Below are 14,318 nucleotides of genomic sequence, written 5' to 3'. Positions count from 1 at the left end.
TTTCTAGCAGTCGCCACGCAGGAAGGCGGACAGCGCATCCTCGAACCAGGCCTGGTCCTGCACGCCGACCAACTCGCGGGCAGAGTGCATCGATAGCAGCGGCACGCCTACGTCAACAGTGGGGATGCCTAGGCGCGTCGAGGCAATCGGGCCGATCGTCGACCCGCATGGCACCCCGTTGTGCCCGACGAACGTCTGCACCGGCACGTTCGCGTTGCGGCAGGCACGGATCCAGGTCGCTTCCGTTTCCGCGTCCGAGGAGTAGCGCTGGTTCGCGTTGATCTTCAGCACCGGCCCGCGGTTCATCAGCGGACGGTGGGTCGGGTCATGCTTGCCCGGGTAGTTCGGGTGCACAGCGTGGGCGGCATCAGCCGAGATCATCGTCGACTCGGCGAAGATATCCAGCGGGTCACCCAGATCGCGGGCAACGCGTGTGAGCACCCGCTCGAGCAACGGCCCGCCCGCCCCGGTGGCCGAGGCTGAGCCGACCTCCTCGTGGTTGAATGCGGCGAGGACGAGCACGTCCTTCACCTCATCCTTCGCGCGCACCATGGCCTGCAGCGACGCGTGCACACTCGACAGGTTATCCAAGCGGCCCGCAGCCATGACATCGCCCATCACGACCGGGGGCTGAGCATCAGCGGAGCTGAGTTCGTGCGCGATGATCTCCTCCGGCTTCACACCGAGCTGCTCAGCCACGACGTCCATGAACGGCCGGTCCACAGCCATCACCGGCTGCATGTGCACTTGCCTGTCCATTTCCGGCGCGTCACCGCGGTAGAGGTGGATCGCTAGGTTGGGTACTCGCGCGATGGGGCCGGTGGATACGAGGTGGGTGGAGCCGTCGATAAGCGACACACGCCCGGCGAAGGTGAGCTCGCGGTCGAACCACGAGGACAGAATCGGCCCGCCGTAGACTTCAACGGCGAGCTGGCGGAACCCCTCACGGACGAAGTCGGGGTCGGGCTTGAGCATCAGCCCCGGCGAGTCGGTGTGCGAGCCGATGATGCGGAAACGCGGGTTCGGGTTCTCCGGGATCCACCATGCGATCACGGCGCCGCCGTGGACGAGGATCTGGTCGTCGGGAAAGCCTGCGGCCACCAGCTCGTCGCGGACGTTCGCGGCGGCATGGAACGCGCTTGGGCTTGCTGCGATAAATTCGGAGAGGTTCATGGCTCCACCTTAGAATGGTGGGCACGATGAAACCGCTTGCCCTCTCCCCTTCGCGCGCCAACGACTACCTGCAGTGCCCGTTGAAGTATCGCCTCCGCGCAATCGACCGGATCCCGGAACCGAAGACGGAAGCGCAGGTCACCGGCACGCTTGTGCATGCTGTTCTCGAGGAGATGCACGCCTGGCCCCGCGAGGAGCGGACTTACCCCGCCGCGGTGAAGCGCATCAAGCCGGCATGGCAGAAGATGCTTATCGACGATTCTTCCTGCGCCGACCCTATTGCTGACGAGTACGCCCTGTTCGTCGCGGCGCGTTCCCTGCTGCGCGGGTACTTCGAGATGGAGAACCCGCACGGTTTCGACTCACACGCCCAAGAAATGTACGTCGATGCCGTGCTGCCGAATGGTGTTCCCGTGCGCGGGTTCATCGACCGCGTGGACATTGCGCCCACGGGTGAAATCCGTGTTGTCGACTACAAGACGGGCAAGAAGCCCTCGCCCCGCTTCTCTGACGAAGCAAAGTTCCAGATGCGTTTCTATGCGCTGGTGTATTGGCGCATGTTCGGCACGATTCCGCACCAGCTGAGGCTGATGTACCTCAAAGTGATCGATTCGCTCTTCCTTGCCCCATCGCGGGAAGAACTCGAATTCTTCGAGCGCGATCTGGGCGACCTGTGGCACAAGATTCAATCCGACGGGCAGTCCGGCAACTTCCGCCCAAAGCCGTCGAAGCTGTGCAACTGGTGCTCGTTCCAAGCCCTGTGCCCGATCTACGGTGGGACACCGCCGGAGTACCCCGGATGGCCGGGGTCCGCAGCGGAGACTGTTCCGGAGGTTTAGAACAACCCGCTGATCGTCCCGTTGGCGTCGACGTCGATATTGTTGGCGGCGGGCACCTTGGGTAACCCCGGCATGGTCATCACGTCGCCGGTCAGAGCGACGATGAAGCCAGCTCCGGTGCGTGGGATGAGCTTGCGCACGTGCAATGTGTGTCCCTCCGGTGCACCAAGCGCAGCTGGGTCATCCGAGAAGCTGTACTGGGTCTTTGAGACGCACACCGGAAGGGTGTCCCAGCCGTTGTCCTTGATCGTCTTCAAGTCGCGCTGTGCATTGACCGAGTACTGCACCTTGTCGGCGCGGTAAATCTCCCGGACGAGGGTTTCGATAGCATTCTCAATCCCATCGGCAGGGTCATACAGTGTCTTCGACGTGCCTTCGGTGAGGTTGTCCAACAGCGTTGTGGCCAGTTTCTGGGCTCCTTCGCCGCCTTTCGCCCACACCTCGGCTTCCTCCAGGGCGACGCCGAATGTGTCGGCCCATTCACGCATGAAGTCGCGTTCTGCCTGCGTATCGGACGCGAACAGGTTGAGCGCGACAACTGGCGTGACACCGAACTTCCGCACGTTCTCCACGTGGCGCTCGAGATTGACCACGCCCGCCTTGAGCGCCTCAAGGTTCTCGTCCGTGAGCTTCTGCTTGTCGATGCCGCCGTTGTACTTCAGCGAACGAATCGTCGCCACAATCACTGCGCCGGCGACATCCAAGTTCCCGTATGCGGCCTTGATATCGAAGAACTTCTCTGCACCCAGGTCAGACCCGAAGCCCGCCTCGGTGAGTACGATGTCGGCGCACTGCTGCGCGGTGCGGGTGGCGATGAGGGTGTTGCAGCCGTGCGCAATGTTCGCAAACGGGCCGCCGTGAATGAACGCTGGTGTACCCCCGAGAGTCTGCACAAGGTTCGGGTTGAGAGCTTCCTTGAGCAGCGCTGCCATGGCACCTTCGGCGTGGAGATCACCGGCGGTGACAGGATTCCCGTCGAAAGTCAGGCCAATGGTGATCCGCGCCAGCCGCGCTTTCAGGTCTTCGAGGTCGGTGGCGAGACCGAGCACAGCCATGATCTCGCTGGCCGCGGTAATGGTGAAGCCGGTCTGGGCTGGGACACCAGAGGCTGGGCCACCGAGCCCGGTGACCACGTTGCGCAGGGAGCGGTCGTTGACGTCCAAGCAGCGCTGCCATGTCACGCGCCGGGCATCGATTCCCAGCTCGTTGCCCTGCTGGATGTGGTTGTCGATCATCGCGGCAAGCGTGTTGTTGGCCGACGTGATCGCATGGAAGTCACCGGTGAAGTGAAGGTTGATGTTTTCCATCGGCACCACCTGCGAGTAACCACCACCGGCGGCACCGCCCTTGATGCCCATGACTGGGCCCAGCGACGGTTCACGCAGAGCGACCATGGCGTTGTGGCCCTGCTGCGCCAATGCGTCGGTCAGACCAATCAGGACGGTCGACTTGCCTTCGCCAGCCGGGGTCGGCGACACACCGGTGACGAGGATGAGCTTTCCATTCTTGTGGTCGCGGCCCGCCGATTGAAGCGCACTGACATCCACCTTCGCCATGTTTCTGCCGTACGGGATGAGTGCACCGTCGGGCACACCGGCCTTCGCGGCGATGTCCCCGATCGGTTCGAGTGTGTGGGCTTGGGCAATAGCGACGTCAGTGGTAGGAGCGTTCATACCTCCCAGCGTAGGCGCCCTATATCAGCACCGCACCGAAACCGTAACCCAACAGGACGGAGAGAATGATGCACACTGTGCCCGGAATGATGAACGGGTGGTCAAAGACGTATTTTCCGATCCGCGTGGAACCGGTGTCGTCCATCTCCACTGCCGCGAGCAGAGTCGGGTATGTAGGCAAGACGAACAGCGCGGACACTGCCGGGAACGCGGCGACTGCAGTCAGCGGGCTAACTCCAATGGCAATAGCCGCTGGCATGAGCGCCTTCGCGGTGGCTGCCTGGGAGTACAGCAGAGATGCCGCAAAGAAAAGCACGACCGCCAACAGCCACGGCTGAGATTGCAGCACGTTACCGGAGATGTCCTGAATCTCGTCGATGTAGTGGTTAATGAAGGTGGTGCCCAGCCATGCGACACCGAGCACACAGACCGCGGCCGACATTCCGGAGCGGAACACCTGGGTGTTCAAAACCTGCGCGGCTTGCTGCTTTGTCACCATGAGAATGATGGCCGCGGCCGCCAGCATGATGGTCATGATCGCCTCATTGCGCGGGATCGTGGGTTCTGCGATGAGACCCACTTGATCGGAAATGATCGTCGCGTACACCATCACTACGACAATGGCGACGAGGAAAATGATCACAGATGTTTTCGCGCCCTTTGTCGGTGCGAAACCGGTCTGCGAGGCGGGAGGCTTGACCAAGCCTTCCTCGAGTCGCTGGCGGTAAACAGGATCGTCTACAAGGCCCTTGCCCATTCGGTTGGCCAACCATGCCGTGGGAAAGATGGCCAGGAATGTTGCAGGAATCATCACACCGAGCAGCTGCAGGTAACCCACGCCGTGAGGCTCAAGCAGGTCTGCCATGAAGACCACAGCGGCCGAGATCGGTGAAGCGACAATGGCCATCTGGGAAGCGATGACCGCCACCGTCAGGGGGCGCGACGGCCGGACCTTGCCCTCCTTCGCCACCTCCACAATGACGGGCAGCGTGGAGAACGCGGTGTGGCCGGTTCCGGCTAGGACGGTCATGAGCCAGGTGACAATCGGCGCGTACAACGTCACGCGCTTCGGGTCGCGGCGGAGGAACTTCTCCGCCAGATACACCAGGTAGTCCATTCCGCCGGCGAGCTGCATCGCTGAAATCGCAGCGATGACGCACATGATGATGCCGATGACATCGAAGGGAATGTCTTCGGCAGTGACCTGCATGCCGGTCAGGCCGAGCGCGATAACGCCCAAACCTCCGGCGAAACCGATAGCGATGGAACCCAGGCGGGCGCCCAAAATGATGGCGCCGAAGAGGATGATGAGCTGAAGCACTAACAGCACAACGGGGTCCTTTCTCGAGCACAGTGAGAGCTCTGTTGAGTTGCGATACCTCCAGTATGCGACGCAAAAGACCGCCCTACCATGCTGGTAGAGCGGTCAGAGGCGGATTGTGGCGAGGCTAACCCCCGTTTGCGTCTCACTCCAGGTAGAGCTTGCCGCGGAACTCCGGGTGCATGAGGTTTTCCTTGGAGAGAATCTTGTCGAGGGTTTCTTCGTCGAGAAGCTCCTTCTCCAGCACGAGCTCGCGCACACCGCGGCCCGTCTCAGCGGCCTCCTTACCGATCAGGTCACCATTGTGGTGGCCGATGAACGGGTTGAGGTAGGTGATGATGCCGATGGAGTTCTCCACATAACCCTGGCAGACGTCCTTGTTGGCGGTGATGCCAGTGACGCACTTCTCACGCAGCGTCTTCGCGGCGTTGCGCAGCAGTGAGATGGACCCGAACAAGCTGCGAGCGATGACCGGCTCCATCACGTTGAGCTGGAGCTGGCCGGCCTCGGCGGCCATAGAGACGGTGACGTCGTTGCCGAACACCTTGAAGCACACCTGGTTGACCACTTCGGGGATGACCGGGTTGACCTTCGCGGGCATGATCGAGGAACCAGCCTGGCGCTCCGGCAGGTTGATCTCATTCAGGCCGGCGCGCGGGCCAGAGGACAAAAGGCGCAGGTCGTTACAGATCTTCGACAGCTTCATGGCTGCGCGCTTCAGGGCGGAGTGAGCCATGACGTAACCGCCGGTGTCACTCGTTGCCTCGATAAGGTCCGGGGAGGTGGAGATTGGCAGGCCAGTGACCTCGCGCAAAGCGGCGGTGACTTGGTCGCGGTAGCCGCCCGGAGTGTTCACGCCGGTGCCGATTGCGGTGGCGCCCAGGTTGATCTCCAAAAGCGAGTCCGCTGCCTGGCGCAGTCGGTCCTGCTCCTCCGCGAGATTGGCACCGAAGGCGGTGAACTCTTGGCCCAGAGTCATGGGGACAGCGTCCTGCAGCTGGGTGCGGCCCATTTTGAGGATGTCGTGGAACTCATCGCCCTTGGAACGGAACGCCTTCTGCAGTTCATCCAGTTCCTCGATGAGGCCCTGGAATGACTGGTGCAGGCCCAGGCGGAAACCAGTCGGGTACGCGTCGTTCGTGGACTGCGACATGTTGACATCGTCGTTCGGGTTGATGACGTCGTAGGACCCCTTCGGGTGACCCAGGAGCTCGAGCGCAAGGTTGGCCACGACCTCGTTGGTGTTCATGTTCACCGAGGTGCCCGCGCCGCCTTGGTAGGCGTCGATAGGAAACTGGTCCATGCACCGGCCGTCGTGAAGAATCTGGTCGCATGCGGCGATGATCGCGTCAGCCTTGTCCTTCGGCAGGGTGTGCAGACGGCGGTTGGCCATCGCGGCGGCCTTCTTGACCATGACCATGCCGCGGACAAAATCCGGGTAGTCCTGGATCTTGGCGGACGAGATCTGGAAGTTGTCGATCGCGCGCATCGTGTGCACGCCGTAGTACTTGTCGTCGGGAACGTCGACGGTACCGAGCAAATCTTCTTCTGTTCTGTAGCCCATACGTGCCCAGTGTAGCCAGATTTAGATTCGCGCGATCTTGAGCTCCGAGGCGAGGATAGCTTCAGCGCCAGCTGCGGCGAGACGGTCCATGAGTAGGTTCGCTTCCTTGCGCGGAACCATTGCGCGCACGGCGACCCAGTTCTCACGCTGCAGCGGGGAGACCGTCGGCCCGGTCAGCCCCGGGGTGATGTCCACCGCGGACTGCAGGTTGTCGCGCGAGACGTTGTAGTCGAGCATGACGAAGTTGTGCGCGGTGAGAATACCGCGGATGCGCGAGAGCACGATCTCATCTTCTACGGTCAGCTCGCGCCCGGTGCGCTTGACCACGATTGCCTCGCTTGCCACAATCGGCTCCCCGAACGGGGCAAGCCCCTGTTGGTGCAGCGTGGCACCGGTGGAGACCACGTCGGCAATAGCATCGGCCACACCGAGCTTGATGGCGATCTCTACTGCACCGTCGAGACGGATCACTTCAGCGTTAATGCCGCGGTCGGCGAGGTAGTCGGCCGCCAAGTGCGGGTAGGAGGTCGCCAGGCGCTTGCCCTCAAGATCTGCAATGGTCATGCTCTCGGCCACATCGGCGGGCGCAGCGAAGCGGAAGGTGGAGCCACCGAAACCGAGATCGAGGATTTCCTCAACATCCGCACGCGAATCGAGCATCAGGTCGCGGCCGGTGATGCCCAGATCAAGATGGCCTCCGGCGACATAAATGGCAATGTCTTTCGGGCGCAGGAAGAAGAACTCGACTCCGTTGGCTTCGTCGACAATGTTGAGAGCCTTGGTGTATCCGCGGCCCTTGTAGCCAGCTTCTTTGAGGATGCCGGTCGCAGCCTCAGACAGGGAGCCCTTGTTGGGCACGGCGATCTTGATCATGGGGGGTGTCAGGGCTCCTATTAGAGGTATTTGTAGATGTCGTCCGGGATCAGGCCGCGGTGGACCATCATCACCTGCGTCCAGTAGATCAGCTGGCTCATCTCCTCGGCGAGTTCCTCGTCGGACTGGTACTCGGAGGCGGTCCACACCTCACCGGCTTCTTCGAGGATCTTCTTGCCGATGAAATGCGCACCCTTGTCCAGAGCATCCACCGTGCCCGAACCGGCCGGACGCTCGGCTGCTTTGGTGGTCAGTTCCGCGAAAAGATCCTCGAAGTTTTTCACGCGAGTTACTTTATCCGATCCCGGGCAGCGCTGAACCATGCGGACACATCGTGTGCATCAGCGCCGACGAACTCGGCTGGATCAAACCGCACCACACCTTCCGGTACTTCTTCGGCAAGCCCAAGCACAACGCACCCGGCCGTGGCGGCTGCGGACATACCGGCCCAAGAATCCTCGAAAACGAGGCAATCGACGGGATCCTCCCCCACGATCTCGGCAGCACGCAGATACATGTCCGGCGCCGGTTTCGGCTGGGCCACCTCATCACCGGTGACAGAGTCGACGAAGAACTCACGGCCGACGATGTCAATGCAGTAGTCCGCCAGTTCGCGTTCCGTGTTCGTGGTCACCAGCATCCGCATCCCCGCGCCCTTGAGAGAGGCGAGAAAGTCGCGCACGCCGGGATTCGGCTCCACATCGCCGGCGAGCAATTCGCCCATCCGCTGGTACATCCAGGACCGGTAACGGTCATAATCACCGTCGACAAGCTCGACTCCCGCCCACTCCGCGCACACGCGCAACGTGTTCGCAAAGGCACCGCCGACTGTCTCTTCGCGCTTTTCTGCGCTTAACCTGCGGCCAAGCAGCTCTGAGAGCTCGTAGGTGGCAATGCCCCACAGCGGCTCAGTGTCAACCATCGTGCCGTCCATGTCCCAGAACACGGCCTTCGGCGCCGTGCTTGGTGTGCGGCTAGTCAAGCTCGGGAAGGGAGTTGAGTGCTTCGTCGTCAGCGCCGGTGGCCGCAGCCGCGCGGTACGCAAGGTCCTGCAAGTCCGACTTCTCCTCCGGCTCCAGGACAGCTTCAGCGTGCTTGGCGTTGAACTCGTCGAGCTTGGCAAAGAACGGTTCCACGACCGAGTTCAGCTTCTCCCCGTCCGGGTCGTCGCCGATGATCTCCAGGGCGTCGAGGTACTTCTCGATGAGCTCTTTCAGGTCCGGCAGGACTGCCGGGTCAAACGGCTCCTCCCACAGTTCCTTATCGCTGTCCTGCAGGTACGAACCGGTTGCAAACGTGGTCAGGTCGTCGATGAACTCGTCGACGTCGCTCTGGAACTGATCGCGGATTGTCATACCCGCTATTGTGGCGCAGTTTCGCTACACCCGCACGCCAAGCAAGCCGTCCAGTGCAGCTGCAACGATCCCGTTGTGGTCACCGTGTGCTGCGTCCACAATGCGCAGCGCCTCTGGAGTGTTCAGGTCGTCCGCGAGAGCAGCACGCAGCTTATCGACGGTACCTACCGCCTCGTCTTCGCTGACCTCATTCGCGAGAGCTTCGCGCCAATTGGCCAAACGCTGCTCGGCCTGGTCCAAGACGGCGTAGGAGAAGTCGCGGTCGTCACGGTAGTGGCCGCCGAACACTGCGAGACGGATCGCGGACGCGTCGTGCCCTTCTTCGCGCAGCTTGTGCACGAAGACGAGGTTGCCCAGAGACTTAGACATCTTCACCCCGTCGAGCGCGATCATGCCGGCGTGGACGTAGTGGCCGGCCATGCGCGGGACGTCGTACGCGGCCTCAGCGTGGGCGGCGGAGAACTCATGGTGCGGAAAAGCTAAGTCAGAGCCGCCGCCTTGAATGGCGAACTGCGTTCCCAAACGATTCGTCGCAATTGCGGAGCATTCGATGTGCCATCCCGGCCGGCCTGCACCGAAGCGGGCCTCCCACGACGGTTCGCCCTCACGGTGGCCGCGCCACAGCAGCGCGTCCAGCGGGTCGCGCTTGCCTGTACGCTCCGGGTCGCCGCCGCGCTCGGCGAAGTACTCCTCCATCGTGGCGCGGTCGAGGTTGGACTCGTAGCCGAACTGCTCGGTTGCTGTGATGGGCGCGTAGATGTCGGTGACGGGGTGGTCACCGGAGTCGTCGACAAGCTCATACGCACTGCCGTTGTCCAGCAGCGTCTGCACCATTGCAATGACCTCATCGACGGATTCCATCGCGCCGATGTAGTCGCGCGGGGGGATGACGGAGAGGATTTCCATGTCGGTGCGGAACAGGTCGGTCTGGCTCTGACCAAGTTCGCGCCAGTCCACCCCGTCGCGCTCGGCGCGCTCGAACAGCGGGTCGTCGACATCAGTGATGTTCTGGACGTAATGGACACTGTGGCCGTTGGCGTTGAGCTGGCGGTGGACCAGATCAAACGTGAGGTACGTCGCTGCGTGGCCCAGGTGAGTGGAGTCATACGGCGTGATGCCGCAGACGTACATCCCGATTTCACCGCCACTGGTCGTGGCCGTGGTGTCAACCTCCTTGGCCTGCTGGTCAGCGGTGTCAAAAAGGGTCAGCGGGACAGGAGTTCCGGCGACTGCGGGGACGGAGGGCGCGGGCCAAGAGTGCATGTGGTCAGCCTACAGAACTGCTATGTGCACCGGCGCTACACCGGCTGCATCACGCCGGTGGCCAGCAGGATCATCACGATCACGCCGAGCGGGATGCGATACGCCGCGAACCACGCGAACGAGTGGTGCGACACGAAGCGCAGCAGCCAAGCACATTAATCGAGCTCAGCCGAGTGAAAGCTCACCGCACCTGGCATTGCACGATATCCCGGATATGCACGGATACCGGCGGTCGAACACTTTTGCGTTCTACCTGGAGTCCCTTCTCATGCTTTTGAAGCCTTCAATCCCCAAGGCGGTGAAGGAACAAATTGCCGCCACCACCGCAACCAGCATTAGGCGAGAAGCTAAGGGCTCACTGAGCCCGAAATACTGCCGGGCCACAAACAATCCGAAGATTGAAAGCAAAGACAACATCGCGAAGAATCTCAAGTTACGCAAAGTCATGTGCCAAGTTTCCTCTTCCTATCGAGCCCAACGCTAGTTGCGAGATGTCACCGATACAACGTGGCTTCGATCTGAGATATTACGAAACTCGAACTTGTTCGCAGGCCGGCCCCTAGGGTGCGACAACGAATCGCAAGCCCGCTACACCGGCTGCATCACGCCGGTGGCCAGCAGGATCATCACGATCACGCCGAGCGGGATGCGATAGGCCGCGAACCACGCGAACGAGTGGTGCGAGACAAACCGCAGCAGCCACGCAATCGAGATGTAGCCGAGCACAAAGCCGATACCCGCCCCGACGAAGAGCTGAATACCGGAGGCGGCTTGACCGGCCTGGGGGTCGAAGGCGTCGGGAAGCGAAAAGAGCCCGGAGGCGAGCACTGCCGGAATCGCAAGCAGGAAGCTGAAGCGCGTGGCCACCTCGCGGTCGAGGTTCAAGAACAGACCACCGGAGATCGTGCCGCCGGAGCGCGACACGCCCGGAATGAGCGCGAGGCACTGCCACAGGCCCATGATGATGGCGTCTTTCATGGTCAGCTCGTCGAAGCCGCGCGTTTTGCGGCCCTTGCGCTCGGCGAGAATGAACACGAAGGAAAAGACGATCAGTACCGTCGCGGTGATCCACAGGTTGCGGAAGTTCTCACGGATCAGGTCTTTGAGCAGCACGCCTGCTAGGCCGACAGGAATGGTGCCGACAATGACCATCCAACCCATCCGGTAGTCGAAACCGCGCTTGCTCTTGTCGACGAGCCCAGCGAACCAGGCCGTCAGAATCCGCCAAATGTCCTTCGCGAAGAACACGAGAACGGCCAGCTCTGTGCCCAGCTGGATGACGGCGGTGAAGCTGGCGCCAGCGTCTTGGCCCCAGAACAGTTCGGAGACAATCCTCAGGTGCCCAGAGGAGGACACGGGCAAGAACTCGGTCAACCCCTGGACGATCGACAGAACGATGACCTGAATCCACGACATGTTTTCAGCTGCTTCAATCACGGAGCACAACGATATACCCTCCGCGGCTGAATACCGGCAATCATGGCGCACGGCCAGCAAATTGGTGGCGGTTGGCCAGTTGATAGGCTGACAACCGTGAAAAAGCGTGTGTTCTTGCCTGTTGTTGTCTCTGCCAGCCTGGTTTTGACCGGCTGCACCCAAGGCATGATCGAGCAGGGCGAGGAGCAGATGGACACCATGGGCAACGCCGAGCCCGTGGCCTCACCAGACGCAACTGACCCAGCGGGTGAGGTCATCGACTTCGACCCGATCCAAGACATCGATCTCGTGCCGGCAACGCGCACCGATACCGAGATCAAAGACGGCGGCCTTGGTGTGCGGGCTGGCGACAAACTGCTCGTCGGCGACATCGACATGCTCACCTCCGGCAATGCGCGGGAAACCGCAATCGATCCCGACGCCGCGGACATCTCGGCGAACGCCGGCAAGTTCGCGGTTGCGCGCGCGGACCACAACGAGGTCGAACTGGTCGACCCTTCTGCCCCGAGTAACCCGAACACAATCGTTCCCGTCGGCGACGACGTGACTGTTGCTGCTCCCCTCTTCGGCGGCGGCATCATCGCTGGTTCCGACACGGAAGAACGCGTCTGGATCTACGCCGAGGACGGCACCGAGCTAGATACCTTCACAGTGGCCCGTCCGTCCGACTACCTCCTTGCGCAGGAGCAGACGGACGACGATGACCGAGTCGTGCGCATCAACCGCTTTGACACCACGATCCAAGACCTTCACGTCGAAGGGCGCCAGGGCGGAACACTGCGTGTTGGATTGGGCGTGGGCAAAGTCGCCTTCGGCGAAAACGGCATGGTGCTGGCTGCCGATGCCACCGGCAACCGCATGCTGGTCTACACCACGGATGAAGTCGTCCGACTGCACCAAATGGTGCCTACCGACGGCAGCCCCTGGGATGTCGCGTGGGACTCGAAGCGCCGTCTTGCCTGGGTGAGCTCCACCGAGACCAACACGGTCACCGCCTATGACCTTTCCCAGGGTGTACCCCTGGAAAAGGGGAAGCTGAACACTGTTGCTGATGCTCAAAGCCTCATAGTGCTGGAAGACGGCTCACTCGTGCTCGGCTCCGCCTCAGGCGACGGGCTGCAAGTCATCGATCCGGCTACTGTCGATAGTGCCACCAACTAAAAGGAGACCGCTGTGAGCGCCTACGACCGTCTTCTCAAGGTCATGTTCCTACTCCCCCCGGAGCGTATCCACGGCATCATCGGTGGCTCGCTCACGCTGTTGAATGCGGTCACCCCAGCCAACCGCGGCATGGAAAAACTCGTCCGCGTTCATGACCCCGTGCTCAAGCAGACGCTTTTCGACGTCTCCTTCCCCGCCCCACTCGGCCTCGCCGCGGGCTTTGATAAGAACGCCACGGCCATCGACTCGTGGGGGGCAATCGGCTTTGGATACGCCGAGCTCGGCACCGTTACCCCGCGCCCGCAGCCAGGCAACCCGGCCCCGCGCCTGTTCCGTTTGCCAGCCGATAAAGCGATCTTGAACCGCATGGGCTTCAATAATGAGGGCGCGCTCGATGTGGCCCGCAGGTTGGAGCGCAAGCACTCCAACGACGTTGTTGGAATCAATATCGGCAAAAACAAGACCTCCAAGAATGCTGTCGCCGACTACCGCACTGGTGCCTCCTTGCTCGGTCCGCTTGCCGACTACCTGGTGGTCAACGTCTCCTCCCCCAACACACCCGGCCTGCGTGACCTGCAAGCCATCGAGGAGCTGCGCCCCATCCTCACCGCAGTGCAGGAATCGACCGACACCCCGGTCCTGGTGAAGATCGCCCCGGATCTTTCCGACCAGGATGTCGATGCCGTCGCCGACCTCGCCCTTGATCTGGGTCTGGCAGGCATTGTGGCCACCAACACCACGATCAGCCGCGAGGGGTTGAAAACCGACGCGGACGAGGTCGCGGCGTTGGGGGCTGGCGGGGTGTCTGGCGCGCCCGTCGCAAAGCGCTCGCTCGAAGTGCTCAAGCGGCTGCACGCGCGTGTCGGCGGGAAGCTCGTGCTCGTGAGCGTGGGCGGCATCTCTACCCCTGAACAGGCGTGGGAGCGCATCGCGGCTGGTGCTCACCTGCTGCAGGGCTACACCCCGTTCATTTATGGCGGGCTGGGATGGATCCGCGGCATTCACAAAGGACTTGCCGCGCAGGTGAGAGCGCACGGGCTAAGCAACATCAGCGAAGCCGTCGGCAGCGGTCTCGAGTGGAAGGCCTAAGCGGCGGCTGAACGGCGCAGAGTGAGCGCACAGATTATCGCCATGCCGGCCCACAGGAGAAGCCAGTAGGTCTCGGTGGTGAAAACGGTGGTCGTCTTCGGCGTGACCACCGACGCAAGGATGAGCACTGAAGTCAGAGCCAGTGCGATAACGCGTGTGAGGGAGCCCCGTTCTTCGCGTGTGAATGCGCCGAAACTGCCGAAGAGCAAAGCAGCAACACACAGCATCAGGTCAGACGGCGTGAACGTGAAAACGCTGTCTCCGGAGATGAACGCCATAATGGCGAGGATGATCAGGACGACGGCCAGAGCCATGAAGGCACCGCCGACACGGAGCTGAACGGGGACCATGCCGGCGACCTTACCTCACGGGGGTATGCTGCCCAGCCGCGTGCGGTGTGTTGGCTAGATCTTGAACGAGTATGGGTTCACGCCCTCTGGAAGCGTTGCACAGGGACTCCACACATCAATGGTGAGCATCGACAAATCGTCCGGACGGTCAAGAGACGAAATGATGGCCGATCCGGCGCTCAGTGTCCTTGTGCAATTAGTGCTTGCAGCTCACGATGGA

Annotated in this window: 14 protein-coding genes and 1 pseudogene; 3 read left to right on the top strand and 12 right to left on the bottom strand. The window is 61.9% G+C overall.

Annotated elements, in window-relative coordinates:
* Positions 1-3: 3 nt before the first annotated feature.
* Positions 4-1,173 carry a M18 family aminopeptidase gene (locus tag HMPREF0291_RS08110; RefSeq protein WP_005290145.1) on the bottom strand — a complete coding sequence of 390 codons (1,170 nt, stop codon included), beginning with the start codon at positions 1,171-1,173 and terminating at the stop codon, positions 4-6.
* A 26-nt stretch (positions 1,174-1,199) separates the two neighbouring features.
* Here HMPREF0291_RS08110 and HMPREF0291_RS08105 point away from each other — a divergent pair, with 26 nt between their 5' ends.
* Positions 1,200-2,012: a RecB family exonuclease gene (locus HMPREF0291_RS08105; protein ID WP_232210293.1), complete on the top strand. Its 813-nt coding sequence runs from the start codon at positions 1,200-1,202 to the stop codon at positions 2,010-2,012.
* Here HMPREF0291_RS08105 and HMPREF0291_RS08100 read toward each other — a convergent pair.
* From HMPREF0291_RS08100 to HMPREF0291_RS08055, 10 genes and pseudogenes are all read right to left on the bottom strand, one after another.
* Positions 2,009-3,685, bottom strand: coding sequence for a formate--tetrahydrofolate ligase (locus HMPREF0291_RS08100; RefSeq protein WP_005290141.1), 1,677 nt, complete (start codon positions 3,683-3,685; stop codon positions 2,009-2,011). The two genes, HMPREF0291_RS08105 and HMPREF0291_RS08100, sit on opposite strands and share 4 nt — an antisense overlap.
* Before the next feature lie 19 nt (positions 3,686-3,704).
* A complete protein-coding gene (locus HMPREF0291_RS08095) occupies positions 3,705-5,015 on the bottom strand; it encodes an anaerobic C4-dicarboxylate transporter (RefSeq protein WP_005290139.1) in 1,311 nt (436 codons plus the stop codon).
* A 136-nt stretch (positions 5,016-5,151) separates the two neighbouring features.
* Entirely contained in the window at positions 5,152-6,570 is a 1,419-nt protein-coding gene (gene aspA / locus HMPREF0291_RS08090) for an aspartate ammonia-lyase (protein ID WP_005290137.1), read from the bottom strand.
* Between the two features lie 21 nt (positions 6,571-6,591).
* Positions 6,592-7,443, bottom strand: coding sequence for an ATP phosphoribosyltransferase (gene hisG, locus HMPREF0291_RS08085; RefSeq protein WP_005290136.1), 852 nt, complete (start codon positions 7,441-7,443; stop codon positions 6,592-6,594).
* A gap of 20 nt (positions 7,444-7,463) precedes the next feature.
* Entirely contained in the window at positions 7,464-7,727 is a 264-nt protein-coding gene (locus HMPREF0291_RS08080) for a phosphoribosyl-ATP diphosphatase (protein WP_005290134.1), read from the bottom strand.
* Positions 7,728-7,732: 5 nt separating this feature from the next.
* Entirely contained in the window at positions 7,733-8,425 is a 693-nt protein-coding gene (locus HMPREF0291_RS08075; protein ID WP_255997654.1) for an HAD family hydrolase, read from the bottom strand.
* The gene (locus HMPREF0291_RS08070) at positions 8,418-8,798 is read right to left on the bottom strand and encodes a hypothetical protein (protein WP_005290130.1); all 381 of its coding nucleotides are present in this window, start codon (positions 8,796-8,798) and stop codon (positions 8,418-8,420) included. The genes HMPREF0291_RS08075 and HMPREF0291_RS08070 overlap by 8 nt, the downstream gene beginning before the upstream one ends.
* A gap of 24 nt (positions 8,799-8,822) precedes the next feature.
* Positions 8,823-10,061 (bottom strand): cysteine--1-D-myo-inosityl 2-amino-2-deoxy-alpha-D-glucopyranoside ligase, encoded by a 1,239-nt coding sequence (gene mshC, locus HMPREF0291_RS08065; protein WP_005290128.1) that lies wholly within the window; start codon positions 10,059-10,061, stop codon positions 8,823-8,825.
* Between the two features lie 35 nt (positions 10,062-10,096).
* Positions 10,097-10,213, bottom strand: a pseudogene (locus tag HMPREF0291_RS11830) (undecaprenyl-diphosphate phosphatase); the annotation flags it as partial.
* Positions 10,214-10,649: 436 nt separating this feature from the next.
* Entirely contained in the window at positions 10,650-11,477 is an 828-nt protein-coding gene (locus tag HMPREF0291_RS08055) for an undecaprenyl-diphosphate phosphatase (RefSeq protein ID WP_083770291.1), read from the bottom strand.
* A gap of 117 nt (positions 11,478-11,594) precedes the next feature.
* Between HMPREF0291_RS08055 and HMPREF0291_RS08050 the strand changes: the two genes are divergently transcribed.
* Complete coding sequence (locus HMPREF0291_RS08050) at positions 11,595-12,659, top strand: WD40 repeat domain-containing protein (protein WP_040423707.1); 1,065 nt, start codon at positions 11,595-11,597, stop codon at positions 12,657-12,659.
* A gap of 12 nt (positions 12,660-12,671) precedes the next feature.
* The gene (locus HMPREF0291_RS08045) at positions 12,672-13,748 is read left to right on the top strand and encodes a quinone-dependent dihydroorotate dehydrogenase (RefSeq protein ID WP_005290123.1); all 1,077 of its coding nucleotides are present in this window, start codon (positions 12,672-12,674) and stop codon (positions 13,746-13,748) included.
* On the opposite strand, the gene HMPREF0291_RS08040 is transcribed toward HMPREF0291_RS08045, so the two are convergent.
* Entirely contained in the window at positions 13,745-14,098 is a 354-nt protein-coding gene (locus HMPREF0291_RS08040; protein ID WP_005290122.1) for a hypothetical protein, read from the bottom strand. The genes HMPREF0291_RS08045 and HMPREF0291_RS08040 overlap by 4 nt on opposite strands.
* Between the last annotated feature and the right edge of the window lie 220 nt (positions 14,099-14,318).

Origin of the sequence: Corynebacterium genitalium ATCC 33030, assembly GCF_000143825.1 — a bacterium.
In the GTDB taxonomy this organism is placed as follows: domain Bacteria; phylum Actinomycetota; class Actinomycetes; order Mycobacteriales; family Mycobacteriaceae; genus Corynebacterium; species Corynebacterium genitalium.
This window is presented reverse-complemented; position numbering and strand designations above follow the sequence as displayed.